23 protein-coding genes, 2 rRNA genes and 1 other annotated feature are annotated in these 26019 nt (G+C 47.8%); all 25 genes read right to left on the minus strand.

What is annotated here, in order from left to right:
* Positions 1-68: 68 nt before the first annotated feature.
* Positions 69-2994, minus strand: a 23S ribosomal RNA gene (locus tag MHI48_RS24050).
* Between the two features lie 310 nt (positions 2995-3304).
* Positions 3305-4857 (minus strand): 16S ribosomal RNA (locus MHI48_RS24055).
* Together the 16S and 23S rRNA genes form the textbook arrangement of a ribosomal RNA operon.
* Positions 4858-5403: 546 nt before the next feature.
* Positions 5404-7032 carry a LysM domain-containing protein gene (locus MHI48_RS24060; RefSeq protein ID WP_076320298.1) on the minus strand — a complete coding sequence of 543 codons (1629 nt, stop codon included), beginning with the start codon at positions 7030-7032 and terminating at the stop codon, positions 5404-5406.
* 195 nt (positions 7033-7227) lie between these two features.
* On the minus strand, positions 7228-8112 hold the full coding sequence (ilvE, locus tag MHI48_RS24065; protein ID WP_017692630.1) for a branched-chain-amino-acid transaminase: 885 nt from the start codon (positions 8110-8112) through the stop codon (positions 7228-7230).
* Between the two features lie 148 nt (positions 8113-8260).
* Positions 8261-9133: a prephenate dehydratase gene (gene pheA, locus MHI48_RS24070; RefSeq protein WP_076320299.1), complete on the minus strand. Its 873-nt coding sequence runs from the start codon at positions 9131-9133 to the stop codon at positions 8261-8263.
* On the minus strand, positions 9130-10098 hold the full coding sequence (gene thrB, locus MHI48_RS24075; RefSeq protein ID WP_076320300.1) for a homoserine kinase: 969 nt from the start codon (positions 10096-10098) through the stop codon (positions 9130-9132). The genes pheA and thrB overlap by 4 nt, the downstream gene beginning before the upstream one ends.
* Entirely contained in the window at positions 10095-11165 is a 1071-nt protein-coding gene (thrC, locus tag MHI48_RS24080) for a threonine synthase (RefSeq protein WP_036673546.1), read from the minus strand. The genes thrB and thrC overlap by 4 nt, the downstream gene beginning before the upstream one ends.
* A 115-nt stretch (positions 11166-11280) precedes the next feature.
* On the minus strand, positions 11281-12567 hold the full coding sequence (locus MHI48_RS24085; protein ID WP_017692626.1) for a homoserine dehydrogenase: 1287 nt from the start codon (positions 12565-12567) through the stop codon (positions 11281-11283).
* Between the two features lie 58 nt (positions 12568-12625).
* Positions 12626-13063, minus strand: coding sequence for an ACT domain-containing protein (locus MHI48_RS24090; RefSeq protein ID WP_017692625.1), 438 nt, complete (start codon positions 13061-13063; stop codon positions 12626-12628).
* 229 nt (positions 13064-13292) lie between these two features.
* Positions 13293-14603 (minus strand): GTPase ObgE, encoded by a 1311-nt coding sequence (obgE, locus tag MHI48_RS24095; protein ID WP_036673545.1) that lies wholly within the window; start codon positions 14601-14603, stop codon positions 13293-13295.
* Positions 14604-14620: 17 nt separating this feature from the next.
* The gene (locus MHI48_RS24100) at positions 14621-15418 is read right to left on the minus strand and encodes a Spo0B domain-containing protein (protein WP_235193928.1); all 798 of its coding nucleotides are present in this window, start codon (positions 15416-15418) and stop codon (positions 14621-14623) included.
* 90 nt (positions 15419-15508) lie between these two features.
* A complete protein-coding gene (gene rpmA, locus MHI48_RS24105) occupies positions 15509-15820 on the minus strand; it encodes a 50S ribosomal protein L27 (RefSeq protein WP_017692622.1) in 312 nt (103 codons plus the stop codon).
* A 23-nt stretch (positions 15821-15843) separates the two neighbouring features.
* Positions 15844-16173 (minus strand): ribosomal-processing cysteine protease Prp, encoded by a 330-nt coding sequence (locus MHI48_RS24110; protein WP_036605912.1) that lies wholly within the window; start codon positions 16171-16173, stop codon positions 15844-15846.
* 14 nt (positions 16174-16187) lie between these two features.
* Positions 16188-16499, minus strand: coding sequence for a 50S ribosomal protein L21 (gene rplU / locus MHI48_RS24115; RefSeq protein ID WP_017692620.1), 312 nt, complete (start codon positions 16497-16499; stop codon positions 16188-16190).
* A 14-nt stretch (positions 16500-16513) separates the two neighbouring features.
* Positions 16514-16598 (minus strand) — a sequence feature (ribosomal protein L21 leader region).
* A gap of 56 nt (positions 16599-16654) precedes the next feature.
* Positions 16655-17905 (minus strand): Rne/Rng family ribonuclease, encoded by a 1251-nt coding sequence (locus MHI48_RS24120; protein WP_036605911.1) that lies wholly within the window; start codon positions 17903-17905, stop codon positions 16655-16657.
* 106 nt (positions 17906-18011) lie between these two features.
* Positions 18012-18872: a M50 family metallopeptidase gene (locus tag MHI48_RS24125; RefSeq protein ID WP_076320301.1), complete on the minus strand. Its 861-nt coding sequence runs from the start codon at positions 18870-18872 to the stop codon at positions 18012-18014.
* Positions 18865-19716 (minus strand): M23 family metallopeptidase, encoded by an 852-nt coding sequence (locus MHI48_RS24130; RefSeq protein ID WP_076320302.1) that lies wholly within the window; start codon positions 19714-19716, stop codon positions 18865-18867. Before MHI48_RS24130 ends, MHI48_RS24125 begins: the two co-directional genes overlap by 8 nt.
* 149 nt (positions 19717-19865) lie before the next feature.
* Positions 19866-20660 carry a septum site-determining protein MinD gene (gene minD / locus MHI48_RS24135; RefSeq protein WP_036605908.1) on the minus strand — a complete coding sequence of 265 codons (795 nt, stop codon included), beginning with the start codon at positions 20658-20660 and terminating at the stop codon, positions 19866-19868.
* 3 nt (positions 20661-20663) lie between these two features.
* Positions 20664-21326 carry a septum site-determining protein MinC gene (gene minC / locus MHI48_RS24140; protein ID WP_036605907.1) on the minus strand — a complete coding sequence of 221 codons (663 nt, stop codon included), beginning with the start codon at positions 21324-21326 and terminating at the stop codon, positions 20664-20666.
* 74 nt (positions 21327-21400) lie between these two features.
* Complete coding sequence (gene mreD, locus MHI48_RS24145; RefSeq protein ID WP_036605906.1) at positions 21401-21934, minus strand: rod shape-determining protein MreD; 534 nt, start codon at positions 21932-21934, stop codon at positions 21401-21403.
* Positions 21934-22806: a rod shape-determining protein MreC gene (gene mreC, locus MHI48_RS24150; RefSeq protein WP_036605905.1), complete on the minus strand. Its 873-nt coding sequence runs from the start codon at positions 22804-22806 to the stop codon at positions 21934-21936. The genes mreD and mreC overlap by 1 nt, the downstream gene beginning before the upstream one ends.
* 185 nt (positions 22807-22991) lie before the next feature.
* On the minus strand, positions 22992-24026 hold the full coding sequence (locus tag MHI48_RS24155; protein ID WP_017692612.1) for a rod shape-determining protein: 1035 nt from the start codon (positions 24024-24026) through the stop codon (positions 22992-22994).
* 182 nt (positions 24027-24208) lie between these two features.
* Positions 24209-24898 (minus strand): DNA repair protein RadC, encoded by a 690-nt coding sequence (gene radC / locus MHI48_RS24160; RefSeq protein ID WP_017692611.1) that lies wholly within the window; start codon positions 24896-24898, stop codon positions 24209-24211.
* A gap of 37 nt (positions 24899-24935) precedes the next feature.
* Entirely contained in the window at positions 24936-25547 is a 612-nt protein-coding gene (locus MHI48_RS24165; RefSeq protein ID WP_036605904.1) for a nucleoside triphosphate pyrophosphatase, read from the minus strand.
* Positions 25548-25641: 94 nt separating this feature from the next.
* Entirely contained in the window at positions 25642-25884 is a 243-nt protein-coding gene (locus tag MHI48_RS24170; protein WP_036605903.1) for a DUF4321 domain-containing protein, read from the minus strand.
* Positions 25885-26019 lie beyond the last annotated feature (135 nt).

A 26019-nucleotide genomic window follows, 5' to 3' on the forward strand; every position in this document is an offset into this window, starting at 1 on the left:
GCTTACATTTCAGAGATCGTTCTCTGAAAACTAGATTCGAAACGAAACATGCGAATTACAACTTGCTATTGGATAAGCCCTCGACCGATTAGTACTGGTCAGCTCCATGCATTGCTGCACTTCCACCCCCAGCCTATCTACCTCGTCGTCTTCAAGGGGTCTTACATACTGGGAAATCTCATCTTGAGGGGGGCTTCACGCTTAGATGCTTTCAGCGTTTATCCCGTCCGTACATAGCTACCCAGCGGTGCTCCTGGCGGAACAACTGGTACACCAGCGGTACGTCCATCCCGGTCCTCTCGTACTAAGGACAGCTCCTCTCAAATTTCCTACGCCCACGACAGATAGGGACCGAACTGTCTCACGACGTTCTGAACCCAGCTCGCGTACCGCTTTAATGGGCGAACAGCCCAACCCTTGGGACCTACTTCAGCCCCAGGATGCGATGAGCCGACATCGAGGTGCCAAACCTCCCCGTCGATGTGGACTCTTGGGGGAGATAAGCCTGTTATCCCCAGGGTAGCTTTTATCCGTTGAGCGATGGCCCTTCCATGCGGTACCACCGGATCACTAAGCCCGACTTTCGTCCCTGCTCGACTTGTAGGTCTCGCAGTCAAGCTCCCTTATGCCTTTGCACTCTTCGAATGATTTCCAACCATTCTGAGGGAACCTTTGGGCGCCTCCGTTACTCTTTAGGAGGCGACCGCCCCAGTCAAACTGCCCACCTGACACTGTCCCCGCACCGGATTACGGTACCAGGTTAGAACCTAGATACGATCAGGGTGGTATCCCAACGTTGCCTCCACGCAAGCTGGCGCTCACGTTTCAAAGGCTCCCACCTATCCTGTACAGATCGTACCCAAATTCAATATCAAGCTGCAGTAAAGCTCCATGGGGTCTTTCCGTCTTGTCGCGGGTAACCTGCATCTTCACAGGTATTAAAATTTCACCGGATCTCTCGTTGAGACAGCGCCCAAGTCGTTACGCCATTCGTGCGGGTCAGAATTTACCTGACAAGGAATTTCGCTACCTTAGGACCGTTATAGTTACGGCCGCCGTTTACTGGGGCTTCGGTTCACAGCTTCGGATTGCTCCTAACCACTCCCCTTAACCTTCCAGCACCGGGCAGGCGTCAGCCCGTATACTTCGCCTTACGGCTTCGCACAGACCTGTGTTTTTGCTAAACAGTCGCTTGGGCCTTTTCACTGCGGCCCCCTCGTGCTATTCACACTACCGGGGCACCCCTTCTCCCGAAGTTACGGGGTCATTTTGCCGAGTTCCTTAACGAGAGTTCTTCCGCGCGCCTTAGAATACTCTTCTCGCCTACCTGTGTCGGTTTGCGGTACGGGCACCATCACCTGGCTAGAGGCTTTTCTTGGCAGTGTGAGATCATGACCTTCGCTACTATAATTTTCGCTCCCCATCACAGCTCAGCCTTACAATGTGCGGATTTGCCTACACATCAGCCTCACTGCTTAGACGGACATCCATCAGTCCGCGTCACTACCCTACTGCGTCCCCCCATTGCTCATAACGGCTTACGGTGGTACAGGAATTTCGACCTGTTGTCCTTCGACTACGCCTTTCGGCCTCGCCTTAGGTCCCGACTTACCCTGAGCGGACGAGCCTTCCTCAGGAACCCTTAGGCTTTCGGCGGATCAGATTCTCACTGATCTTTTCGTTACTCATACCGGCATTCTCACTTGTATAATGTCCAGCGCTCCTTACGGTACACCTTCAACCCTTATACAACGCTCCCCTACCCCTGATGCAAAGCATCAAGCCATAGCTTCGGTGGTGTGTTTAGCCCCGTTACATTTTCGGCGCAGAGTCACTCGACCAGTGAGCTATTACGCACTCTTTCAATGGTGGCTGCTTCTAAGCCAACATCCTGGTTGTCTGTGCAACTCCACATCCTTTCCCACTTAACACACACTTGGGGACCTTAGCTGATGGTCTGGGCTGTTTCCCTTTTGACAATGGATCTTAGCACTCACTGTCTGACTCCCGGAAGTAAGTCTATGGCATTCGGAGTTTGACTGAGCTTGGTAACCCTTGCGGGCCCCGCACCCAATCAGTGCTCTACCTCCACGACTCTGTTTTCCGAGGCTAGCCCTAAAGCTATTTCGGGGAGAACCAGCTATCTCCGAGTTCGATTGGAATTTCTCCGCTACCCCCACCTCATCCCCGCATTTTTCAACATGCGTGGGTTCGGGCCTCCAGTGCGTGTTACCGCACCTTCACCCTGGACAGGGGTAGATCACCCGGTTTCGGGTCTACGTCCACGTACTACATCGCCCTATTCAGACTCGCTTTCGCTGCGGCTCCGGCTCTTCACCTTAACCTTGCACGGGAACGTAACTCGCCGGTTCATTCTACAAAAGGCACGCCATCACCCCTAAAACGGGCTCTGACTTTTTGTAAGCACACGGTTTCAGGTTCTATTTCACTCCCCTTCCGGGGTGCTTTTCACCTTTCCCTCACGGTACTGCTTCACTATCGGTCGCTAGGAAGTATTTAGCCTTGGCAGATGGTCCTGCCGGATTCATACGGGGTTTCACGTGCCCCGCACTACTCGGGATCCGTCTCGGAGGGAACAGACTTTCAACTACAGGGCTTTTACCTTCTTTGGCGGGCCTTTCCAGACCTCTTCGCTTAACCGGTTCCTTTGTAACTCCATGTGAGACGTCCCACAACCCCAAAGAGCAAGCTCTCTGGTTTGGGCTTCTCCGCGTTCGCTCGCCGCTACTGACGGAATCACTATTGTTTTCTCTTCCTCAGGGTACTTAGATGTTTCAGTTCCCCTGGTATGCCTCTACATAACCTATGTATTCAGTTATGAGTAACTGGAAATTACCCCAGCTGGGTTTCCCCATTCGGACACCCCCGGATCAAAGCTTGCTTACAGCTCCCCGAGGCAGTTTCGTTGTTCGCCACGTCCTTCATCGGCTCCTAGCGCCTAGGCATCCTCCGTGTGCTCTTAGTAGCTTAACCATTTTGTTCCGGTTTCGGTCGCTCGCTTCCCTTGTTTTGCTTGCGCAAAGCCAAAAGTCGCTCTCACCCGATACCATCACAAAAGCAATTTAACTACCTTTATACACTTGACTTGTTTGCACAAGTTCAGCTAAAAAGGAATGTTCTAATTCGCGTTTGTTTCGTTTCGATATCTAGTTTTCAAAGAACAAGCTCCATGCAAAAGCAAGCTGTTTGAGAGTTTGAGCTCTCAAAACCGAACAACGAGTGAGTGTTTTGCAGCTAAGCTGCGTATTTGAATGTTTCCGTTGCAGGAAACGATTCTCCATAGAAAGGAGGTGATCCAGCCGCACCTTCCGATACGGCTACCTTGTTACGACTTCACCCCAATCATCTATCCCACCTTCGGCGGCTGGCTCCTTGCGGTTACCCCACCGACTTCGGGTGTTATAAACTCTCGTGGTGTGACGGGCGGTGTGTACAAGACCCGGGAACGTATTCACCGCGGCATGCTGATCCGCGATTACTAGCAATTCCGACTTCATGCAGGCGAGTTGCAGCCTGCAATCCGAACTGAGACCGGCTTTGTTGGGATTGGCTCCATCTCGCGATTTCGCAGCCCGTTGTACCGGCCATTGTAGTACGTGTGTAGCCCAGGTCATAAGGGGCATGATGATTTGACGTCATCCCCACCTTCCTCCGGTTTGTCACCGGCAGTCTATCTAGAGTGCCCATCCGAAATGCTGGCAACTAAATATAAGGGTTGCGCTCGTTGCGGGACTTAACCCAACATCTCACGACACGAGCTGACGACAACCATGCACCACCTGTCTCCTCTGTCCCGAAGGAAAGATACATCTCTGCATCGATCAGAGGGATGTCAAGACCTGGTAAGGTTCTTCGCGTTGCTTCGAATTAAACCACATACTCCACTGCTTGTGCGGGTCCCCGTCAATTCCTTTGAGTTTCAGTCTTGCGACCGTACTCCCCAGGCGGAGTGCTTAATGTGTTAACTTCGGCACCAAGGGTATCGAAACCCCTAACACCTAGCACTCATCGTTTACGGCGTGGACTACCAGGGTATCTAATCCTGTTTGCTCCCCACGCTTTCGCGCCTCAGCGTCAGTTACAGCCCAGAGAGTCGCCTTCGCCACTGGTGTTCCTCCACATATCTACGCATTTCACCGCTACACGTGGAATTCCACTCTCCTCTTCTGCACTCAAGTCACCCAGTTTCCAGTGCGATCCGGGGTTGAGCCCCGGGATTAAACACCAGACTTAAATGACCGCCTGCGCGCGCTTTACGCCCAATAATTCCGGACAACGCTTGCCCCCTACGTATTACCGCGGCTGCTGGCACGTAGTTAGCCGGGGCTTTCTTCTCAGGTACCGTCACCTTGAGAGCAGTTACTCTCCCAAGCGTTCTTCCCTGGCAACAGAGCTTTACGATCCGAAAACCTTCATCACTCACGCGGCATTGCTCCGTCAGGCTTTCGCCCATTGCGGAAGATTCCCTACTGCTGCCTCCCGTAGGAGTCTGGGCCGTGTCTCAGTCCCAGTGTGGCCGATCACCCTCTCAGGTCGGCTACGCATCGTCGCCTTGGTGAGCCGTTACCTCACCAACTAGCTAATGCGCCGCAGGCCCATCCCCAAGTGACAGATTGCTCCGTCTTTCCAGTTTCCTTCAGGCGAAGAAAACAATTATTCGGTATTAGCTACCGTTTCCGGTAGTTGTCCCAAACTTGAGGGCAGGTTGCCTACGTGTTACTCACCCGTCCGCCGCTAACCATCAGAGAAGCAAGCTTCTCTTCAAGTCCGCTCGACTTGCATGTATTAGGCATGCCGCCAGCGTTCGTCCTGAGCCAGGATCAAACTCTCCAATAAAGTATTGAAAAGAGCGATAAGCTCATTTTGAATCTGACGAGATTAAAAATCTCATTTGTGCTCCAGTCGATCCAAGCCAAGGCTTGTCTCCAACTTTCGCGTTCATTCTGCAAGCAGAATGTTTACTCACTCGTTGTTCAGTTTTCAAAGATCAAACTTGTTTCATCATCTCTTGTGTTTCCCGTGTCAGCACTGTGTTTCAGCGGCGACTTAAATAATATATCATACGGCTGAATGTAATGCAACAGTTTTTTCATTTCTTTTCTTTAGTAGTTTTACAACAGCTAAAGCTATCAATATCCGTACCCTATCTTGTCCTATCATATTAGGTCATGCTCATAGGGTACAAATATTTTAACATATTCATGAAAGGGTTTACAATAACTTCTTAATAAAATACTTTCTATTATTTCCTGAGCAACTATATCTCCGTTATGCGCAACTCAATGTTCACTCAGGTAAGCGGGAAGCCAGCTCTCTATTACAGAGCTGGCTTCCCGCTTATATAACAGGTACCTCACTTATTCATCAATCGCAATCCCCAGGTTAGTTTTGTATCCATGGATTACGACGCTTTTTATCGGATTTCCGTTGGTTGGAAGTAGCTGCACCCTCTCTGGATGTTTTCCCGGACACGGATACCTTGGATTTATTCTTCAGAGGAGCCTTGCTTGTTCTGCGTTTTGCAGCGGCCGGCTTATTCCCTGCTTGCTTAGACTTCCCTTCCGAATCTGATCCAACCTCTTCAATTGCTACCTGACTTAAGTTAGCGTCTTCACGCCCCCCTTTTTTGCCACCCTTCCCTTGCCCCTGAGGAGGATACATTTCACCAAATGCTCCAAGCGGGGACGGGGGAACCATGTTCTGAGTAGGGTACGGATTCTGATAAGCATACTCAATAGGCTGGTTTGGCATCGTTGATGTGGACATTTCAGGCGGCATACCGTACGAAGGACCATACATATTCCATGCCGGATCCTGATAACCATGAGAAGGATAAGTATACTGAGGCATAGGTGTATGTGAGCCACATCCGCATGGAGGGTACGGAAGCATTGAGTATGGAGATATGAAAGGCGGCTGATGATTCATATGACTAGGTGCTGCATACGTTGGGAATGGACTATTCACTTCGCCAGCTGGCGCAATCGGAAATGAGTTGTTTTGCATTTCTGCGGACAGATTCGGCATAACGTTATTGTGGTTATAACCCTGCTCCGCGCCAGTCCACAGACTGTTAGGCAGATCACTGCCACCATAGGGACTAACTTCCGGAATCCCTGGAAACGACGCATTGTTACTCGCTCCTGCCGTGTACATGTCTTGCTGAGCACCATACACCTCTTGTACAGGAACCGGGATTTGAACATAAGGGTGCTCGGCTGGCGCATGATGCAACTTATTACCGCAACCACAAGGTTTTTTCGTTGCTGGTGCAACCTCAGTTGGAGACTTTGTATTAGGCATTACAGGCAAAGGCATAATTTCAGGCGATAGATTAGGCATTGTGTATTTCTTGGATTCTGCTACCGGTTTTACATAAACTTCGGGTTTAACCTCTTCTTTTTTATGCGTTTCCTTTTCGGGTTTCACTTCAGGAAGCTCCGGTAACTGCGGCAGTACCTCCAGTTCAGGCTTCACATTCGGCTTCTCCGTATTGGCTGGTGGTGGAGCAGGCACCGGGACCGGAACAGGAACCTCTGCTACCGGAGCAGGGGGAGTTGGCGCTACTGGAGCCGGTGGTTCCGGTTCTTTGACTCCCGTATATTCCTTACCCTCAGGTGACAACTTTTCTTGAGCAGCAATGTTGCCGGCACCCGAATTAGATGTGCTGTTTCCTTGTGCGTGCATAGATGGAATATAAACTGTCTCCCCCACCAGCAGAGCGTTCGGATTTTTCAACTGTGGATTGGCATTGACCATATCTTTTAAAGGAACTCCCCAGGCTTGTGCCAACTTCCATAACGAATCTCCTTGCTGCACCTTGTGACTGTGGAGCACACCCTCCGGCTTCGGTGTTACTGGCTCTGCAGGGATTTTGACCTTCATGCCAATATCCAACTTGTCAGGATTTGTGATTTGCGGATTAGCCGCGATCAATTTGTCCAGCGCTACATTGTATTTTTGGGACAGCAGATATAATGTGTCGCCTTTTTTCACCATGTGTATTTTCACAGGGAACTAACCTCCTAGACGTCATACTTGGGCAGTACATTCGCCCATACCGTTACTACATCCTATGCAGAAACCGGGCTAATGACATCAACTAAACAAAAAAAATCCTCCTGTCTCTAAAATCCCCATACGCCAGGTATGCAAAATTTTATCGGACAAGGAGGATTCCTGTTCCCTATGTTATGCAATTCTAACTTAAGATTCCCACACTTTATATCCATCTTTGTCAACAATCTGACGGAATGCTTCCAGCAGTCTCAGCGTTACCGGACCTGCTACTCCCGTGCCAATTGTTCTTCCATCGACTTCATATGCAGCGATAACTTCTGCAGCTGTCCCGGTGAAAAAGACTTCGTCTGCGATATACACATCATGCAGGGTGAATGGCACTTCTTTTAATTCAAGCTCCAGTTCGCCACATAGATCGATAATCGCTTGACGTGTAATCCCTTCAAGTGCTCCGAGATAACAAGGCGGCGTGTACACTACACCATTTTTGATGATGAAGATGTTATCACTTGAACCCTCAGTAACGTAACCTTGGGAATTCAGCATAATTGCTTCACCAGCACCTGAATAGTTAGACTGGATTTTAACCAGGATGTTATTCAGATAGTTTAACGATTTAATTTTTGGATTCAATGCGTCTGGAATGTTCCGGCGTTGGGATACCGACACGGCTTTCAATCCAGTAAGATACGCTTCCTCCGGATAGATCGCTAATTGCTCCACGATGATGATTACGGATGCCTTAGGACAACGTAACGGGTCCAACCCCAGATTACCAGGGCCACGCGATACAATAAGACGAATATAACCATTACGCATATCATTGCGGCGCACCGTTTCAGCCATGACTTCCAGCATCTCATCAATGGACAGCGGAATGTTCAAACTAATGGATTTTGCCGAATCATACAAACGATCCAAGTGGGCCTTACATCTGAAAATATTTCCGTTATAGATCCGAATACCTTCGAAAATCCCGTCTCCATACAAAAATCCATGATCATATACCGAAACGGTTGCGTTCTCCTTGGTCACATACTGACCATCCAAATAGATCCATTGTTCTGCCACTGATGACTGCACCTCCATAAAATATCCATTCCCTGTACTCCGAAACGTTATTAACCCGTCCATTGTACACCAAATGACAAGCCATTACTCGCTCATTCTACCCCGACTTATGACAACCTTCTAACATTCCCAAACACCATCAGGTCAATTATCTCGAAGGATATGTATAACAAGGATAGCTACCCAGAACACGCACCTGACAATTCAACGCTTCAATCTCTGCCATGGCTGCGGTAAGCAATACCGAATCGACCGTTTCCACAACATCAATGTAAAAATAGTAACTGCCCAATCGTTTCTTCGTTGGACGAGATTCGAGACGGGTCAAGTTCAGCTTCCGCCAAGCAAAAGCTGACAGTACCTGATGCAACGCACCCGGTGCATCTTCTGGCAACGTCACCAGCAAGCTGGTTTTTACATGATCCGATTCACGTGGAATGTTCACAGGTTCATGGCCGATGAGCACAAAACGGGTGTAGTTGTTGTCATGATCTGTAACCCGTTCAGCCATAATGTCCAGACCATGCTTCTGAGCAGCAAGCTTGGTACCAATCGCTACCCAGCCCTTACCTGGATTTTTTTTCACAATTTCTACAGCCTCGGCTGTACTGTTCACACCTTCAAGATCGGCCCCGGGTGAATGCAGCCGAATAAAATTCTGACACTGCGGAATAGCCACAGGGTGAGACATGATCTTGGTAATTTTACTAAAATCATACTCGCCGCTCTCCGTCTTAAATTCCGAGCCATGTCCAATGACATTCTGGATGGATGGGTATACCCACTCCGCTTGCATCGGAATGTCCACTTCATTTACAAGCCAGTCCATATGAAGACTAACGGAACCCTCAATGGTATTTTCAATCGGAATGACGCTGTATTGTGCATTCCCGCTATCCGTTGCTCTAAACACATCCGAAATCAGCTTGGAATGAAGCAAATCTAATGGTTCCCCGTTGAAAAGGAAATCAATTGCCTCATGAGAGACTGAGCCTTCAGGTAATACTGCAATTCGTTTCATGCATTAACTTCCCCTTTGATTCTGTCCAGAAAAGGACGTTCGTCTTGATCAGGCAGCACGGTTACACCGTCCAAATCCGGATCGAGCCACAGTGCAGAAGCAGATATGCCCTCCCGCTCCATAGTGTCCAGCAAATATTGTTCCAATCCCGCTTTCCGGGTGTCATGACGATCTACCAAAGTCAATACGGTCGGGCCAGCTCCGCTCAGGGCAGCTCCCAACGCTCCATGATCAACAGCATGTTCCAATATTTCAGCCATGCCTGGCACCAATGATGCCCGATATGGTTGGTGAATTCGATCTGACATCGCCTTCTGAATCATATCCAGTCGTCCACTCGCCAAAGCGGCAACGAGCAGTGAAGATCTGCTAATGTTATGCACCACATCAGACATGCCAAATTGCTCTGGAATTACATTCCTTGCTTTTGAAGTAGACAGCTGGAATTCAGGTACAATAACCAAAGCCTGCATATCCTGGTGTGGTTCAATACGTATATGATCTACCTGTTGACCATTCCATGCAGCCGTAATAATACCGCCATACAGAGATGCTCCCACATTATCAGGATGTTTCTCGAGGGATGTGGCCATATCCAGAAGCTTGGCATCAGATAAAGGAGCACCAATTAATGCATTCGCTGCTGCCAATGCACCAACGATGGCTGATGCACTGCTCCCAAGTCCCCGCGTAAGCGGAATATCGGAATACATGGAAATCTCCAATTCAGGGATGGATACCCCAGCTTCATTGAATACCATCTGTGCAACTTCGTAAACCAAATTCGATTTATCTGTTGGCAGACCTGTCAAATGATTGCCGTGAAGATGAAATGACGTCTGCTCGGCAGGTTTCATTTCCAACCAGGCATACAAAGACAATGCCATGCCCAGGGTATCAAACCCCGGACCGAGATTGGCTGTGCTTGCAGGTATTTTTACGGTTACCTTTTCACGCAAACTCATACAGATTGCTGCTCCAGTTGTGCAATAGCTGCCATTACCGCTTCTTCCGTATCTTCAACAACAAGTGGCTCAGTCGCTACTGTTTTGATCGCAATATTAGGATCTTTCAGGCCATTACCTGTCAGTACACAAACTACAGTCTCTCCGCCTTTAAAGTACCCTTCACTCTTCAGTTTGTATACACCGGCAAGGGAAGCCGCAGAAGCAGGTTCAGCAAAAATTCCTTCCCGAGAAGCAAGTGTACGATACGCTGTCAGGATTTGTTCATCCGTTACATAATTGATCTGTCCACCAGATTCCTCAGCTGCAGCTACCGCCGTTTTCCAGCTCGCAGGATTACCGATTCGAATTGCTGTTGCTACCGTTTCAGGTTCAAGGATCGGCTCACCTTTGACAATGGCCATCGCACCTTCAGCTTCGAAACCAACCATACGTGGCAGTGTACTGGACTTTCCTGCCTCTTTATATTCTTTGAAACCTTTCCAATAAGCCGAGATATTACCCGCATTACCGACTGGAATAGCCAGAACGTCAGGCGCTTCGCCAAGTTGTTCAATCACTTCAAACGCCGCTGTCTTCTGTCCTTCAATCCGGAACGGATTCACAGAGTTTACAAGCGTGATCGGATGTTTGGCTGTGATCTCACGCACAATCTCCAGTGCACGGTCAAAGTTACCATTGATCGCAATCACTTTGGCTCCATAGATCATGGCTTGGGCTAGTTTACCCAGTGCAATGTTGTTATTCGGAATCAGTACGATACAATTGAGGCCACCACGTGCGGCGTAGGCCGCTGCTGCTGCTGACGTATTACCTGTGGATGCACACATGATCGTACGACTGCCCTCTTCCATAGCTTTGGCAACAGCCATAACCATACCGCGGTCTTTGAAAGATCCCGTAGGGTTCAAACCTTCGTATTTGAAGTAAACATTCAAACCTAGCTCCTCAGACAGATTCTCTGCATGAATCAACGGTGTATTTCCTTCCTGAAGTGTAAGCAGGGGTGTATTTTCATTAACTGGAAGGTGCTCTCTGTACGTTTGCAAAAGTCCTTGATATCTCATTGTGGGTAAACTCCTTTATGTTTTAATAATCTGAAATGATGACCTGTTGAACCGGATATGATTAACTTGTACGTTATAACTGAAATAATTGAGATGCCGTATGGGATAAGGACAATTATCCTTCGACCCGGTAGACACTCTTAATGCGGCGAATGACGCTGAGTGATTCAAAATGTTTTAACACTTTATCCATGCTTGCCTTACTTGCATTATGTGTAACGATAATGATCTCGGCATCCGGGTTGTGCTCATTCGGCTGTTGAACAACCGACGCCAGACTGACATCATATTCTGCGAAAATTTGTGTGATTTGTGCCAATACACCGGCTTTGTCGTCTACGTGTAGTAAAATAAAGTTTTTCGACACGATTTGCTCGTCGCTTTGTAGTCGCTTAATCTTATAAGGCACAATTGCTTTGAGACCGTTCACGCCAAGTTTAAGGTTTTTGGTAACCGCCACAATGTCAGCTACAACCGAAGTTGCCGTTGGGAGTTCTCCCGCACCCGCACCGTAGAACATCGTCTCCCCTACAGCTTCACCGTGTACATATACTGCGTTGAACACACCGTTGACTGAAGCAATCGGGTGATTCTGTCTAACCATTGTCGGCTGAACGCTGATCGTGATCTCATCGCCAATACGGTCCGCAATACCAAGTAACTTCATCTCATAGCCCAATCTTTTGGCATACATAATGTCTTCACGAGTTACGGAGGATATTCCTTTAACGGTTACATCCTTCAACTCCACATTGGTGCGGAAACCGAGTGTACTCAATATCGCCATTTTGCGAGCTGCGTCAAGTCCCTCCACATCGGAAGTTGGATCGGATTCGGCGTATCCCAGAGCCTGTGCTTCAGCCAGCACTTCTTCATAGGATGCACCTTCCTGACTCATTTTGGTCAGAATAAAGTTCGTTGTTCCGTTCACAATCCCCATAATGCGGGTAATCCGATCAGAAGAGAAACCTTCAATCAGCGTACGAATGATCGGAATCCCTCCAGCAACACTCGCCTCATAGAACACGTCACATTGTTTTTCCTGTGCCTTCGCCAAAATCTCTGTACCATGTAGTGCCATGAGATCTTTGTTTGCTGTTACGATATGTTTCCCACGTTCCAACGCTTCAAGAATATACTCCTTCGTCTGATCAATGCCGCCCATAACTTCAACGATGACATCAATATCCGGATGACGAATGACTTCCCAAGGATCTTCCGTAAGCTTGGCACGGTCTACAGCAATAACACGTTCTTTCTCTGTATTTTTCACTGCGATCTTCTCGATGACAATCGGCGATCCAACCTGACTGCTCAGATCCTCCTGATTCCCTTCCACAATGCGAACGACTCCCGTTCCGACAGTTCCCAGACCCAACAATCCGACTTTTACCGGTTTCACTAACGATCTACCCCCTAATGTCTATTCTTGTCCGTCAGTCCTGTATGTTAAAGCCTAATTACCCTTGGCCTACAATACGTGTACGTCTTACTCCAGGCATATCTTGCATTCGATCCAGCATTTCACCAATTTCGCCATGAAGATGTGTCGTTTCCACCGAAATGACAACATTGGCTCTTCCTTGAAGCGGGATACTCTGATTAATCGTGAGTACGTTAGCTCCATAACCAGCTACATGTCCAAGCACACGAGACAAGATCCCCGACTGATGCTCCAGATCAATGGAGATCGTTACAATTCTCTCGCGCTCAAGCTGGTTGATCAGATGAATCCCATCCTTGTACTTGTAAAAGGCACTCCGGCTTAATCCGACCTGTTCAACCGCCTCATGCACTGTTTTAACATCCCCAGAAGCCAGTAGTTCTTTTACCTGCATGGTCTTCACCACTGCCTCTGGTAAAATATCTTCCCGTACTAAGTAATAGCGTTCGTTCACAGAACGTCCTCTCCTCAAAGACTCATGTATTCATATAGTGGACATTATATAGGATCTATAACAAAAGGGCAATACATGACACGCCTATTTTTTGAAATACGTTCCTCACAGTATACAAGTTTATCCCTCTCCCATGTCAGGAAAAAACAAAAAAAACGCAGAGTTGCGGGTCAACTTCCCACTTCTCTGCGTTCCTATATCAATCTGTCTCTCCACGGAAGACGGCTACTTAGTAGTAACTGCTACCTTCCACGAATTCGAATTCAAAGTCTCCAATACGAACGATGGTGCCTTCTACAGCTCCGCGCTTACGCAACTCAGCATCCACACCCATATAACGCAGTGTACGTGCGAGTTTCAGTATAGCCTCGTGCGAGTTCAGTTGCATCCGTTTCATCATGCGGTCAATCTTGGCACTTTCGACAACGAACATTTCGTTCTCACGCACAATTTTGAAACCATCGTCTTCTTTTTTGTCCAGACTGTATACTTTACGTTCAGATACATCTGCTACCTCTTCAACCACTCGCTCGTCTGGAGCCTGATCCAGCAGATCAGCTGCACGATACAGAAGTTCTTGAATCCCTTTACGAGTCAAGGATGAAATTGGCATCACTTCAATATCAGGTTGCACTTCACGAACTTGCTGTAAAAATTGCTCCAGGTTCGCTTCAGAGTCTGGCATATCCATCTTGTTAGCTGCTACAACTTGCGTTCTCTCGGCGAGGAGCGGATTGTACAACTTCAATTCGTCATTGATTTTCTGCCAGTCTTCAAAAGGATCGCGTCCTTCCGAACCCGACATATCTACGACATGAACAATAATACGAGTACGCTCGACATGACGCAGGAACTCATGTCCCAGTCCGACTCCTTCATGCGCACCTTCAATCAGTCCAGGCAGATCAGCCATGACAAAGCTTCGGCCTTCTCCTACACCGACTACACCCAGATTCGGTGTAATGGTTGTGAAATGGTATGCCCCGATCTTTGGCTTGGCTGACGAAACGACAGAAAGCAATGTGGATTTCCCGACACTCGGGAAACCAACCAGACCAACATCTGCCATAACTTTCAGTTCGAGTACGATGTATCGCTCTTGTCCTTCTTCACCGTTCTCAGCAAGTTCAGGTGCAGGATTGTTCGGTGTAGCAAATCGGATGTTCCCTCGTCCGCCCCGACCACCACGAGCAATAACAACCTGTTGACCGTGACGTGTCATATCCGCCAGTACTTCTCCACTGTCTTCATCCAAGATGATAGTTCCTGGTGGAATGCGCACAATCATGTTCTCCGCGTTTGCACCATGCTGACTTTTGTTACGTCCCTTCTCACCACGTGGGGCCTTAAAGTGACGCTGGTAACGAAAATCCATCAACGTACGCAAACCTTCATCCACGCGGAAAATGATGTCAGCTCCTCTGCCTCCATCGCCCCCGGCAGGTCCGCCGTTTGGTACATACTTCTCACGACGGAACGAAATAATTCCGTCCCCTCCATCTCCGGCTTTTACATAAATCTTCGCTTTATCTACAAACATTGGTTAACCCCTTCTTCCTATATTCCACACGGCATTCTGAATTGTATAAACGTATCCTCAGACGGAAACTGCTCCGTTCTGACTTTTTTTCCTTTGAGTACGGCAGTAAGCTGCCGCAGTGTTTCCGGATCGGGTGTTTGATCCCCATCCAGTCGGACAACCACATCTCCATGATCCTGTCCGAAGTTTAAGGTCAGTTTGCGAACCTCTCCCCAAGAAGACCGGCCTCCGCCATATTGATAGGCCCTGATTGCATCAGCAATCGCCCCGGTAAGTGACTCGCCATCCTCGGGAGAGACCAGAGCACTAAGCTGCAACTCATCTTCTATTTCCACATGCAAGTCCAGCGCAATTCCACTGGCACGAAAAGACTGAAGATAAAATACGAGGGAAGGAATACCTAATCTGGAGATTCGGCTTTCTTCTGTAACCCGCTCTTTTATTCTTTCCACACATTGCAAGGATTTATCAAGTTTGCCCAGTCGAAGATATCCATATAACACCTGAAGGTCGTTCATCCAGTCGTGTCGATGATGATTTAATGAAGCAATTGCTGTTTTTTCCATGGATTGTATGATGGCTCTGCGTTCCGCCTCCGCCTGTTTCTTCATCGCATTCACAGAAATGAGCAATACTGCGACGGACCACAATGCGCACACGACGCTTGAGATCATCGCCGGATACAACATAACGAAAACCAAAGGAATCAGAAGTGAACATGCCGCAATCCACGGCACTCTTTTCCAAGATTTCATGGCTTCTCCCCGTTCTACAAAACTCGGTTGGTCTACACCCACCGTAACCAAGTATAACATGTCTCTTCTGCCAGTTCATTATCGAATAACCGTTGAATACAAAAAACCTTCGGCAAAAATGCCGAAGGCTCCTTAGGCGGAATGCCGATATTACGCTTCTACTGCTGCTGCTACAGGAGCAACATTAACAGGGTAGATGCTTACTTTTTTGCGATCGCGTCCCCAACGTTCGAATTTTACAACGCCGTCGATTTTCGCGAACAAAGTGTCATCTTTACCGATGCCAACGTTAGTTCCTGGGTGAATTTTCGTTCCGCGTTGGCGAACGAGAATGCTACCACCAGTTACAGTTTGACCATCAGCACGTTTAACACCCAGACGTTGAGCATTACTGTCACGTCCGTTCTTCGTGGAACCTACACCTTTTTTCGATGCGAATAACTGAAGATTTAATTTCAACATGATTGGTTGTCCTCCTTCTTTGCTTATTTGAATTGCTGTATTTTAATATACTTCCCGTATGACTCTGCAATATTAGAGAGCATAACCACCATGGATTCGAGTAACAATTGTACCTGGGACCAGGTTTCCCCTCTCTCTAACAAAGGTAAAGAACCGCTTAAAAAGCCATTCTTCATCTTGGCATCCATTTCGACACCGGTCAATGTTTCAATCGAGTTCACCGTACCCACTGTAACAGCAGATACCCCGGCACATACGATGTCTTCTCCCCGCTTGGCAAAATTAGCATGCCCTTCAATGGAAAAACGTTCGATGTTCCCGTCCTCATCACGAAAGATTTGAACGATAATCACTTATCGCACCTTCTTTACGCTTTGATTGTTTCGATAGTTACTTTAGTGTACGGTTGACGGTGACCTTGCTTCACATGGTAGTTCTTTTTAGGTTTGTATTTGTATACGATAACCTTTTGTCCTTTGCCATGTTTCTCCACTTTAGCCGTTACAGTAGCTCCAGAAATCAATGGTGTACCTGCTGTCAAACCTTGATCGTTAGATACAGCCAGGACACGGTCGAACGTTACGCTTTCGCCATCGTTCGCAGTCAATTTCTCGATGAACAGAACATCGCCCTCTTGGACTTTGTACTGTTTGCCGCCTGTTTCAATAATTGCGTACATTTGCCTTGCACCTCCTCATGTCTCAGACTCGCCCGTTCTCAGGTGACAGTGTCCTTGCGGAACTGTTCTTATACCCGGCCAGTGCGGTTACAGCATGTGCAAGACCATTAGGCTAAACACATACTTGAAGATTATATCACGCAATATATCAAAAATCAATGCAATGGTGAAATATATCTTTTTCCCGTACCATGACAGGAAGAACACGGCTCCACATAGGGCAACGTACTCTCTTCCCGCACTTTCTTACGGGTAAGTTCGAGCAATCCAAGCTTGGTCCAACCCATTACAAACGCTTTGGTCCGATCCTTCTTGAGCTCACCCTCCAAGGTTGCCGCGACTTCATGCCGATTCGAGGCTTCCTCCATATCAATGAAGTCGACAATAATCATGCCACCGATATCCCGCAGGCGCATCAGACGAGCGATCTCCACTGCTGCCTGTATGTTGGTCTCTGTCACGGTCTCTTCCAGACTGTCACCGCCAGCTCCCGTATATTTGCCTGTGTTCACATCCACTACAGTCAGAGCTTCAGTATGATCAATAACAATGTATCCGCCTCCGGGCAACCACACTTTCCGGGCAAAATCCTTATTCAACTGTTCCTGCACACCATAGGCAGCAAAGATGGATTCTGTTCCCCGATACACCTGTACTTTAGGTTGATGACCAGGACTAATCTCTTCGAGCAATGCTTTTACTTCACGGGCTTGTCCTTCACTATCAGTGATGACTTCGTCACTCCCTGGCGTATACACATCTCTGATGATTCGCTGTACCATGCTATGATCCCGATGCAAGAGGCTTGGTGAAGGCAAACTGTCCGCTTTTTCACGAATCAGATACCACTGCGCGCGTAATGTTTCCAAGTCCGACTTAATGGCTTCATGCTGCTCTTCTCCAGATACGGTCCGAATAATAAGTCCTTCTTCATCCCGCCTCAGTTGCTCCCCAAGTGCCTTAAGACGGGAACGATCCCCTTCACGGGCAATTTTCTTGGATACCGCTACATAGTCAGCAACAGGCATGTAGACAAGCCAACGGCCCGGGAGTGAATAATGAGTCGTCACCCGGGCTCCCTTGCCTCCTACCGGTTCTTTCAGAACCTGAACAATGACTTCCTGACCCGGACGAAGCAACTCCGAGATGGAAGGCTTCACCTTGGGCTGCTTCTCCAGATGGGGATGCAACACATCGTCCACATAGAGGAACGCATTCTTTTTCTGACCAATATCCACAAAAGCAGCCTGCATACCTGGTAACACATTCACGACCCGTCCCTTGAAAAAGGAACCCAGCAGTCCACGATCGCGTGTACGCTCTGCCGTAAATTCCACAGCTTTGCCTTCTTCCAGAAGCGCCATTTGCATGAGGTTATGTTCATTATGTACTATCATTTGTTTCATGGCTTCACCTCTAGAAGACAATTCAAATCATCCACATCCATTTCAGTATCTTTTCAATTCTCATTGTACATATATTAACCCATTTCAGAACAGGTCCACCAGAACACTACAATTTATTACCATTTTGTTGAAAATAGGAACCGATAATCCGTTGCTCAGGCAAGACGGCCATAATTCGACCCTGTCTGTTCATCACATATACCATATGGTATCTTTCTCTCTTTAATAGACGCAAAATAGTGTCCAAAGGTTTCGCCGGGAATGAGATTATTGGCTGCGCCAAACTGCCAGTAGCCGCGTGACGAGCAAACGCACCCTCTCGATTCATCAGAAAACGAATAAAGCGATAGGGCACATTTCGGTAATCCGTTACGTTGGAATAGAACAAAAAAAGGCCGATTAACAGAATGTTGAGCGGTAGGCCGTAGTCTCCAGTAAACCATCGGCTGATAGCATATAAAATAACCCCTACGCTACACAGAATGCTAATTCTGTAAGTCCACATTAATGTTGTATAGTAAGGTGCCCACAGACTGACAAGTGCCTGAACAACTTTACCTCCGTCCAGAGGAAGTACAGGCAGCAGATTAAATAGGGCAATGAGCAGGTTCCCCTGAATGATATAGTTGAGAAATACCGGATCGCCCAGATTGCCATACTGCAACAGCATAACCACGCCAACCATCAGGATGTTTTGTAATGGACCAGCCAGAGCAATCATGATTTCCCGGTAGGCCGTGATCGTACCTCCATCTTCGATAACCGCAACTCCTCCAAAAGGAAGCATCTGGATCGACAAGACACGATAGCCCAGAAGTGCCGCTGCCGCAGCATGTCCACATTCATGAATGAATACGATAGCAAACAACGTAATAAGTTCAATAAAATGTCCAGTCAGAAGGGAGGCCATCATGATAATTACAAAAAACGGATGAAACGTAATACGGACTCCCCACACCCTAATCAAGGGCAACAACTTCCGCCGGGTCTACGTACTCCTCCCCCTCTTTGACTGCAAAATAGAGCGTGGCCGGTTGTTCACCACCCGTAGCCTTGAGACTACCCACTGGATTCCCCGCTTCCACCCAATCATTCACGCTCACTTCACTTTCGTTCAGCCGACCGTATATTGCCGTGACATTGCCTGTATGTTGGATGACAACTGTGAATCCACTTGCTGCATCTCCGATAACCTCCATTACACGCCCAGCATCAGAACTTGCGACCTGTATAAGTTCTGCACCTGCGGCATCCGGAACGATCTCAATTCCCTTCATGCTCAGCGCAAATGGCTGAACCACCGTGCCTGAGATCGGTTTGCCCAGCAACTGCCTTACTTTCAATCCGTTCACAGCATCCGTCGTATGTCCGAGGACCGGAAGAAACGAAGGCGTTCCTCCAAAATGCCGTTCATACCAAGCCGCTGCTGAGGCAAAATCCATATCCCGATGGAGTGCATCCGCAATTACTGTTTTGGGTGATGTCGTCCACGATGTATCCAACTGAAATAGACCCCATACTCCGCCAAATATCAAAGCGCTAATAACCGTCCGTTTGAGAAGTGACTTGAACAGGTTAAATCTCGAATGCCCCCCTGGAACGAAATGACCATTCTCTTTTTTCCACAACCATTCCGGATCTCTTTCCTGTGTCCCCTCACTAGGCGGCGTAAATGGTTTTGGGTGTATGATCTCATTCTTGTCCAACAGTGAACCTAATTTCTGCTCCTGTAAGACCTCCACAGTGGCACCATCCATCAGTCGCCGAATGCGTTCTTCTCGTCTCTGCTTGATTCTGAGTTTCGTGTTCATGGAATGTCCTCCCGCCGAGGCTTGTTTACTACATCCTATGAAGAGGTGGTCGATAATATGAACAAGCCTGCCCGCAGGTAACAAAAAAAGCCGGGCTATAAGCCACGGCTGTCATGTAATCAGATAATGAATAAGTCCATTTAAATGAGTTAACCCATTCCGAGGAACTTTTTGAAACGAGTAAAAGCACCCTTTTTCTGCTCCAGCTGCATCAATGGGACCGTATCTCCCAGAATGCGTCGTGCAATGTTGCGATACGCAATTGCCGCAAGTGAATCCGGATTCATGACCGTAGGTTCTCCTGAATTGGCCGCTTTGATGACCAGTTCATCATCAGGCACGATGCCAATCAGGTCAATATTAAGTACTTGTAAAATACCATCGATATCTAACATGTCACCCGATTTAACCATATTATTGCGAATTCGATTCACCACCAGCTTTGGTGATTGAATGTGCGAACTCTCCAGTAGGCCGATGACACGATCCGCATCACGTACTGCAGCATTTTCCGGTGTAGTGACCACGATGGCCTGATCTGCTCCTGCTACCGCATTTTTGAAACCCTGCTCTATGCCGGCTGGGCAATCAATAATGACGTATTCAAAATCTTTTTTCAATTCAAGGATAATATCTCTGACCTGTTCTGGCGACACTGAGTTTTTGTCTCTCGTCTGCGCCGCAGGCAACATGTATAATTCTTCGAAACGCTTGTCTTTGACCAAAGCCTGATTCAGACGGCAGCGGCCGTCCGCAACGTCGCACAGATCGTAAATAATACGGTTTTCGAGTCCCATCACGACATCCAAATTACGAAGGCCGATATCGGTATCTACCAGACAAACCTTTTTGCCGAGCAGCGCCAGCGCTGTCCCGATGTTTGCCGAGGTGGTTGTTTTACCCACGCCGCCTTTACCCGAAGTGATCACGATCGCCTCTCCCATGAGCTACACTCCTTTAAACACATTAAAATCTCGGCGTAACCGAACGATATTGCTCATTTTGTCTATCTGCATCTGATTGTCCTGTAAGTAAGCAAATTCCATTCCGGTCTCTCGGCTCTCCCATTCATCGGGAGGACGACTGATGATATCCGCAATCCGTAGCTGCGTCGGTGCAAATACCGAAGCGGCAATGATTGCTTCCTCGTCCCCGCCAATTCCGGCATGAGCCATACCTCGGAGTGAACCCAACACATATATATCTCCGGTACACGTCACTGTGCCCCCCGGATTGATATCCCCAAGAAACAGGAGATTTCCTTCATGATGAAGCACCTGACCTGAACGCACCATACCACACATGGTTACAATCGGCGGTGGTCCTTTAACCTCCGGTTGGAGTGCAGGTGAGTCGATGGATCGAATAAGCAGATTCCCTTTTTGCTTCAATATATCGAGGATTGCTTCTTTCTGTTCCTCTGTCACTTCGCGGGCACCCAACTTGATATCCACATGAACAATCGGTCCGGTCAAAATATTTTGATGGCTGTGTTCCAGCTTATAGCGGAGCTCATAGAGCAATTCCTCGAATTCACATTGATCGTCCAACAGGAAAACCAGGCCGTCTCGGATGCCTTTAATCGTTACGTGATTCGATTTTACCGTCATAAGCCTGTCCCTCCCATCTCATTACATTTCGTGCCCGGGGCCCCAAGTTCCTGCTTTGCGCTCCATAAATGTATTTAGGAAGCTTCTTCTGTCTTGCTCCGTCTCTTGCCGATCCGCTCCAGTTGTTTCCGAAGGGGGACATAAATGATCAAGGCAAACACAAAATGAATGAACAAATTAGGAATCATGTATTCAATCAACGCCCAGTCAAAGGTCACGTGGTTAAGTTGGAAGAGCTTGTACAGGAAAAATAGCATGGTGTCATTAAGCAGACTTCCCAAAATGACAACCGATACCATAACCGGCAAGGGTGCACGAGGTGCTTGAAAAATGAGTCCCATCATATATGCCGATAATCCCATCGAGAATCCATAAGGTCCAATCATCTCGCCGTAGAATACAACGTCATGCAATAGTCCAAAAAATATACCGAGTACTAGTGCCGTGTGTCGATGATGATATACAGCGATAAACAAAATTACGATATAGACCAGATTGGCAGAAATACGCATCTGCCAGCCAGAAGGGATGAGCAGCGGTAAAATTGTGCCTTCCGCAATGAACAAAACGAATAGTAACAGGAACAAAACTTGCTTGCGTGTCACCATTACTCTTTTACCTCAGGCGGGATAATGACAATCAGCTCTTTCCAGTCAAGGAAACTTGCATATGGCTCAATTGTAGCTGTTTTGGTTAAACCATACTCACTTTTCTCGACACTCTTCACTTCACCAATCCGCATATACTTGGGAAAGTTATTGATGATCCCCGAAGAGATGATCTCATCACCCTTTTGGATATTAGAATCTTCCGAGATTTTGGTCATCTTGAGCATGCCCGTCTTCGGATCGTAGCTCTCAATCATACCAAACACTTTCTCTTTACCTACCGCCGTTGCTGCAATGGCATTGGATGTCGGATCATTGGCGTCCATGGACGTTAACAGATTAACCGTTGATGTATATGAGCTGACATGACTGATCACGCCGACCAGCCCTTCCTGGGAGGTAACGGCCATCCCCGGCTTGATTCCCGCATTTTCACCGATATCAATGTTAATGGTTCTGCTATTTGGATCCGAATTGGCACTGATAACCTGAGCAATTCGTGAACCGTAATTATAGCGATTCTTCTGTTCTTCTGTGAAATTGAGCGCTTTCTGAAGCTGCTCATTCACTTGCTCCATATCATTGTACTTCAGTCGATCCCGGGTATAGTGACCCATCGCGATGCGGAGCTCTTCATTCTCTTCATATACCGTACGCATGTTCGCTACATCTTTGAAAAAGCCCGCTACATAGGAAGCGGGCTTGTAAAATACGTATTGTACAAATCCAACTGAATCCTTCAGGAATTTCTCCGGCCAGGATAGAGTGGTTCGCGGACTGAGCGTAAAGCCCATTAACGCGATAAATGTAACAAGGCCCACCAGCAAAACAAAAAGTCTTTTGTTGCCTAGCAGTTTAAACAGTTCGAACACCCTCTAACATCCATATTCTCTTCCGAGCCATGCCCGGCGGGGAGACTGTCAGACCTGTAGTCCCTGCGAGAATATCAGCCGATCCTCCCCTGTTAAGCGGGTAATAGCTCATCCCCGGGGTTAACCGGGTCCTCTATAAAGATATCTTGCCACTTGGTCGCTATACCAAGTTAGGCAAATACCAATTAACGTTTGGAACGAACTGCCGAACTGCTTCTGCTTTTGAACAAATGAATATTCTCAAGCGCTTTACCTGTTCCGATTGCTACACAATCCAGCGGGTTCTCAGCCACAATGACAGGCATTCCTGTCTCACCAGCGAGAAGCTTGTCCAGGTTGCGAAGTAACGCCCCACCACCTGTAAGAACAATACCCCGATCCATGATATCAGCAGCAAGTTCAGGCGGGCATTTTTCCAGTGTTACTTTTACCGCTTCAACAATTGCATTCACGGTATCAGCCAGCGCTTCACTGATCTCGTCCGAAGTAATCGTAATTGTCTTCGGCAGACCTGTAACTAGGTCACGTCCACGAATTTCCATCGTTTCTACTTGCTCCAATGGCATTGCTGATCCGATGTCCATCTTCAATTGCTCCGATGTACGCTCACCGATCATCAGATTGTATTGGCGTTTGATGTACTGGATAACGGATTCATCCATCTCGTCACCTGCTACACGAACCGAACGGCTCGTTACAATACCACCAAGAGAGATAACAGCCACTTCCGTTGTACCGCCACCAATATCGACAACCATACTACCCGTTGGTTCCCATACAGGCAGATCTGCACCGATTGCAGCAGCAAAAGGCTCTTCAATTGTGTAGGCTTCACGTGCCCCAGCCTGTTTGGTTGCATCTTCAACCGCGCGTTGTTCTACTGCCGTGATCCCGGATGGTACACATACCATCACGTTTGGATGACGCTGGAACATGGAGCGTTGTTTCTGTGCCTCACGGATGAAATATTTGATCATCGTTGCCGTTGTATCGAAATCGGCAATAACGCCATCTTTCATTGGACGGATGGCACGGATGTTGCCTGGTGTACGACCAATCATTTTTTTGGCGGCTTCACCTACTGCCTCGATGCTATTTGTATCTGTCCGTATAGCGACAACCGAAGGTTCTCGCACCACAATTCCTTTTCCTCGTACATAAACCAACGTATTAGCTGTCCCCAAGTCAATACCCAAATCTTTCGTAAAACCACCAAACATAACATAATCTCCTTTTCTGCCTCATATAGCCGCTCTATCTGATCCAGAGCGTAATAATTATATTCCCACGCAATACGTGGAGCTAATATTCGCATTTGTTTTTTTGCATTTGTAGAGTGAACCTATCTTTTACGGACAACGCCGTTAACATTCATAGGAAAACATCAACGCCAACCATTATATTATACTAAGCCCTTCTCCTTCAAACTTACGTACGTTCCATCTCCGATAATAATATGATCAAGCACGTCAATGCCGACAATTGCGCCTGCTTCAATCAGTCTCTTGGTTATTTGGATATCCTCCGGACTGGGCGTAGGATCACCACTCGGATGGTTGTGTGCGCACACAATTGATGCGCTGCTGCATTTGATGGCAGCCCGGAACACTTCACGTGGATGTACAATCGAAGCGTTAAGGCTGCCCATGGAGAGTGTTTCCTGGGCAATAATATGATTTTTGCTATTCAGAAAGAGACACACAAAATGTTCTTTTTGCAAGTAACGCAATTGTTCGGTCAGGATATCAGCAGCATCACGCGGTGTACGAATTGAAGTCGACTGTGTGAGTCTGCTCTTGGCAATCCGATGACCCAGCTCAATGCCAGCTTTCAATTGCACAGCCTTGGCATTGCCGATCCCTTTCATCGCGGTCAGTTCTTCCAGACTCAAATCCATCAACGAGCGAATGCCACCCGTTTCGGCCAGAATCCGCTGTGCCATATGCACTGCGGACTCCTGTCTTGTGCCTGTTCGAAGTAAAATTGCCAGCAATTCAGCATGGCTTAAGGCGCCCGCCCCGTATTCCATCATGCGTTCTCTCGGGCGTTCTTCCTGGGGGATGTCGCGCATCATGTATTGAGGCGACTCCATATGTTCCCTCTTTTCATTTCACAACATTTGGCTTCATTCATGTTCGTGGCAACACATGTACGCCGAACCCGTCCAACATATCACTTAGCAAAGATAGCGGCAAGCCAACCACATTAAAATAACATCCTTCAATGCGGTCGATCAGTGAAGCACCAATGCCCTGAATGGCATATGATCCTGCCTTGTCTGAAGGCTCACCTGTCTGCACATAAGCACGGATGGTAGCACCCGACAGCTCTTTCATCGTTACATCAGTCTGGCGGTAATGAACTAACGACTGTCCATTGCCCGCATCAATACAAGCGACGCCCGTAAACACCCGATGTACGCGGCCCTGCAGCCGGGATAACATACGTTCAGCATCCGCTTCGTCTAAGGGTTTGCCTAGAATCTCACCATCCAGAACAACAACGGTGTCACTGCCAACAATAATGGCTTCCTGCTCGCGGCCTTCAAGCCCGCGATACACGGCAAGCGCCTTGCGCAATGCAAGCTCCTGTACCGTCTGTTCAGGTGTCCACTCTGGTGGTGTATCTTCATTGGCATGACTTGGTATTACATCAAACGCTAGGTGGAGTGATGCGATCAGTTCTTTGCGCCGAGGCGATGTGGAGGCCAGAATAATAGGGCGCTGTTGAGTGTTATCCAAAATGAACGGCTCCTTATGCCACGGCAACATCCTGTCCGGATCACGATAATAGATGTCACTGGTTTAATTTTTTTCGTCATAACTCGTCATTCTCCTACAGTCTGCGATACAGCCACACAGCGGCAATCATACCGATCAGACTCAGAAGGCTCATTTGAAATTGAAGTGAAATATTATAACTGATAATATCCAGATCAGCCTGTGGCGACCAACGTATGGTCGTGGCTTTCGTAAGAAAGGCTACTGCCTTTACAGGCTGCAGTGCCTTGGCGATCCACGCTCCGGCCATCCAGCCGAGCAGCAGAAACAGCAATAACATGCCGAAGTTTTTTTTCATCGGTAATCTTCCCTCGCCATTTTTTGACACCCACATTATTATACGGGGTTTTGTACGTCAATACAAACACAAATCCGGCAAGGGGAACTATTTCCAGTTCCTTGCCGGATGGGTATTTCCAAGCGTTGTTATGGG

The sequence above is a fragment of the Paenibacillus sp. FSL H7-0942 genome, from assembly GCF_045040715.1.
Lineage (GTDB): Bacteria > Bacillota > Bacilli > Paenibacillales > Paenibacillaceae > Paenibacillus > Paenibacillus amylolyticus.

Coding starts and splice junctions, on each gene's coding strand:
- pheA (WP_076320299.1), bottom strand. CDS start 9,133: ATGAAACGAATTGCAGTATTACCTGAAGGCTCAGTCTCTCATGAGGCA.
- thrB (WP_076320300.1), bottom strand. CDS start 10,098: ATGAGTTTGCGTGAAAAGGTAACCGTAAAAATACCTGCAAGCACAGCC.
- thrC (WP_036673546.1), bottom strand. CDS start 11,165: ATGAGATATCAAGGACTTTTGCAAACGTACAGAGAGCACCTTCCAGTT.
- obgE (WP_036673545.1), bottom strand. CDS start 14,603: ATGTTTGTAGATAAAGCGAAGATTTATGTAAAAGCCGGAGATGGAGGG.
- MHI48_RS24100 (WP_235193928.1), bottom strand. CDS start 15,418: ATGTTATACTTGGTTACGGTGGGTGTAGACCAACCGAGTTTTGTAGAA.
- rpmA (WP_017692622.1), bottom strand. CDS start 15,820: ATGTTGAAATTAAATCTTCAGTTATTCGCATCGAAAAAAGGTGTAGGT.
- rplU (WP_017692620.1), bottom strand. CDS start 16,499: ATGTACGCAATTATTGAAACAGGCGGCAAACAGTACAAAGTCCAAGAG.
- MHI48_RS24120 (WP_036605911.1), bottom strand. CDS start 17,905: ATGAAACAAATGATAGTACATAATGAACATAACCTCATGCAAATGGCG.
- MHI48_RS24130 (WP_076320302.1), bottom strand. CDS start 19,716: ATGAACACGAAACTCAGAATCAAGCAGAGACGAGAAGAACGCATTCGG.
- minD (WP_036605908.1), bottom strand. CDS start 20,660: ATGGGAGAGGCGATCGTGATCACTTCGGGTAAAGGCGGCGTGGGTAAA.
- minC (WP_036605907.1), bottom strand. CDS start 21,326: ATGACGGTAAAATCGAATCACGTAACGATTAAAGGCATCCGAGACGGC.
- mreD (WP_036605906.1), bottom strand. CDS start 21,934: ATGGTGACACGCAAGCAAGTTTTGTTCCTGTTACTATTCGTTTTGTTC.
- MHI48_RS24155 (WP_017692612.1), bottom strand. CDS start 24,026: ATGTTTGGTGGTTTTACGAAAGATTTGGGTATTGACTTGGGGACAGCT.
- radC (WP_017692611.1), bottom strand. CDS start 24,898: ATGGAGTCGCCTCAATACATGATGCGCGACATCCCCCAGGAAGAACGC.
- MHI48_RS24170 (WP_036605903.1), bottom strand. CDS start 25,884: ATGAAAAAAAACTTCGGCATGTTATTGCTGTTTCTGCTGCTCGGCTGG.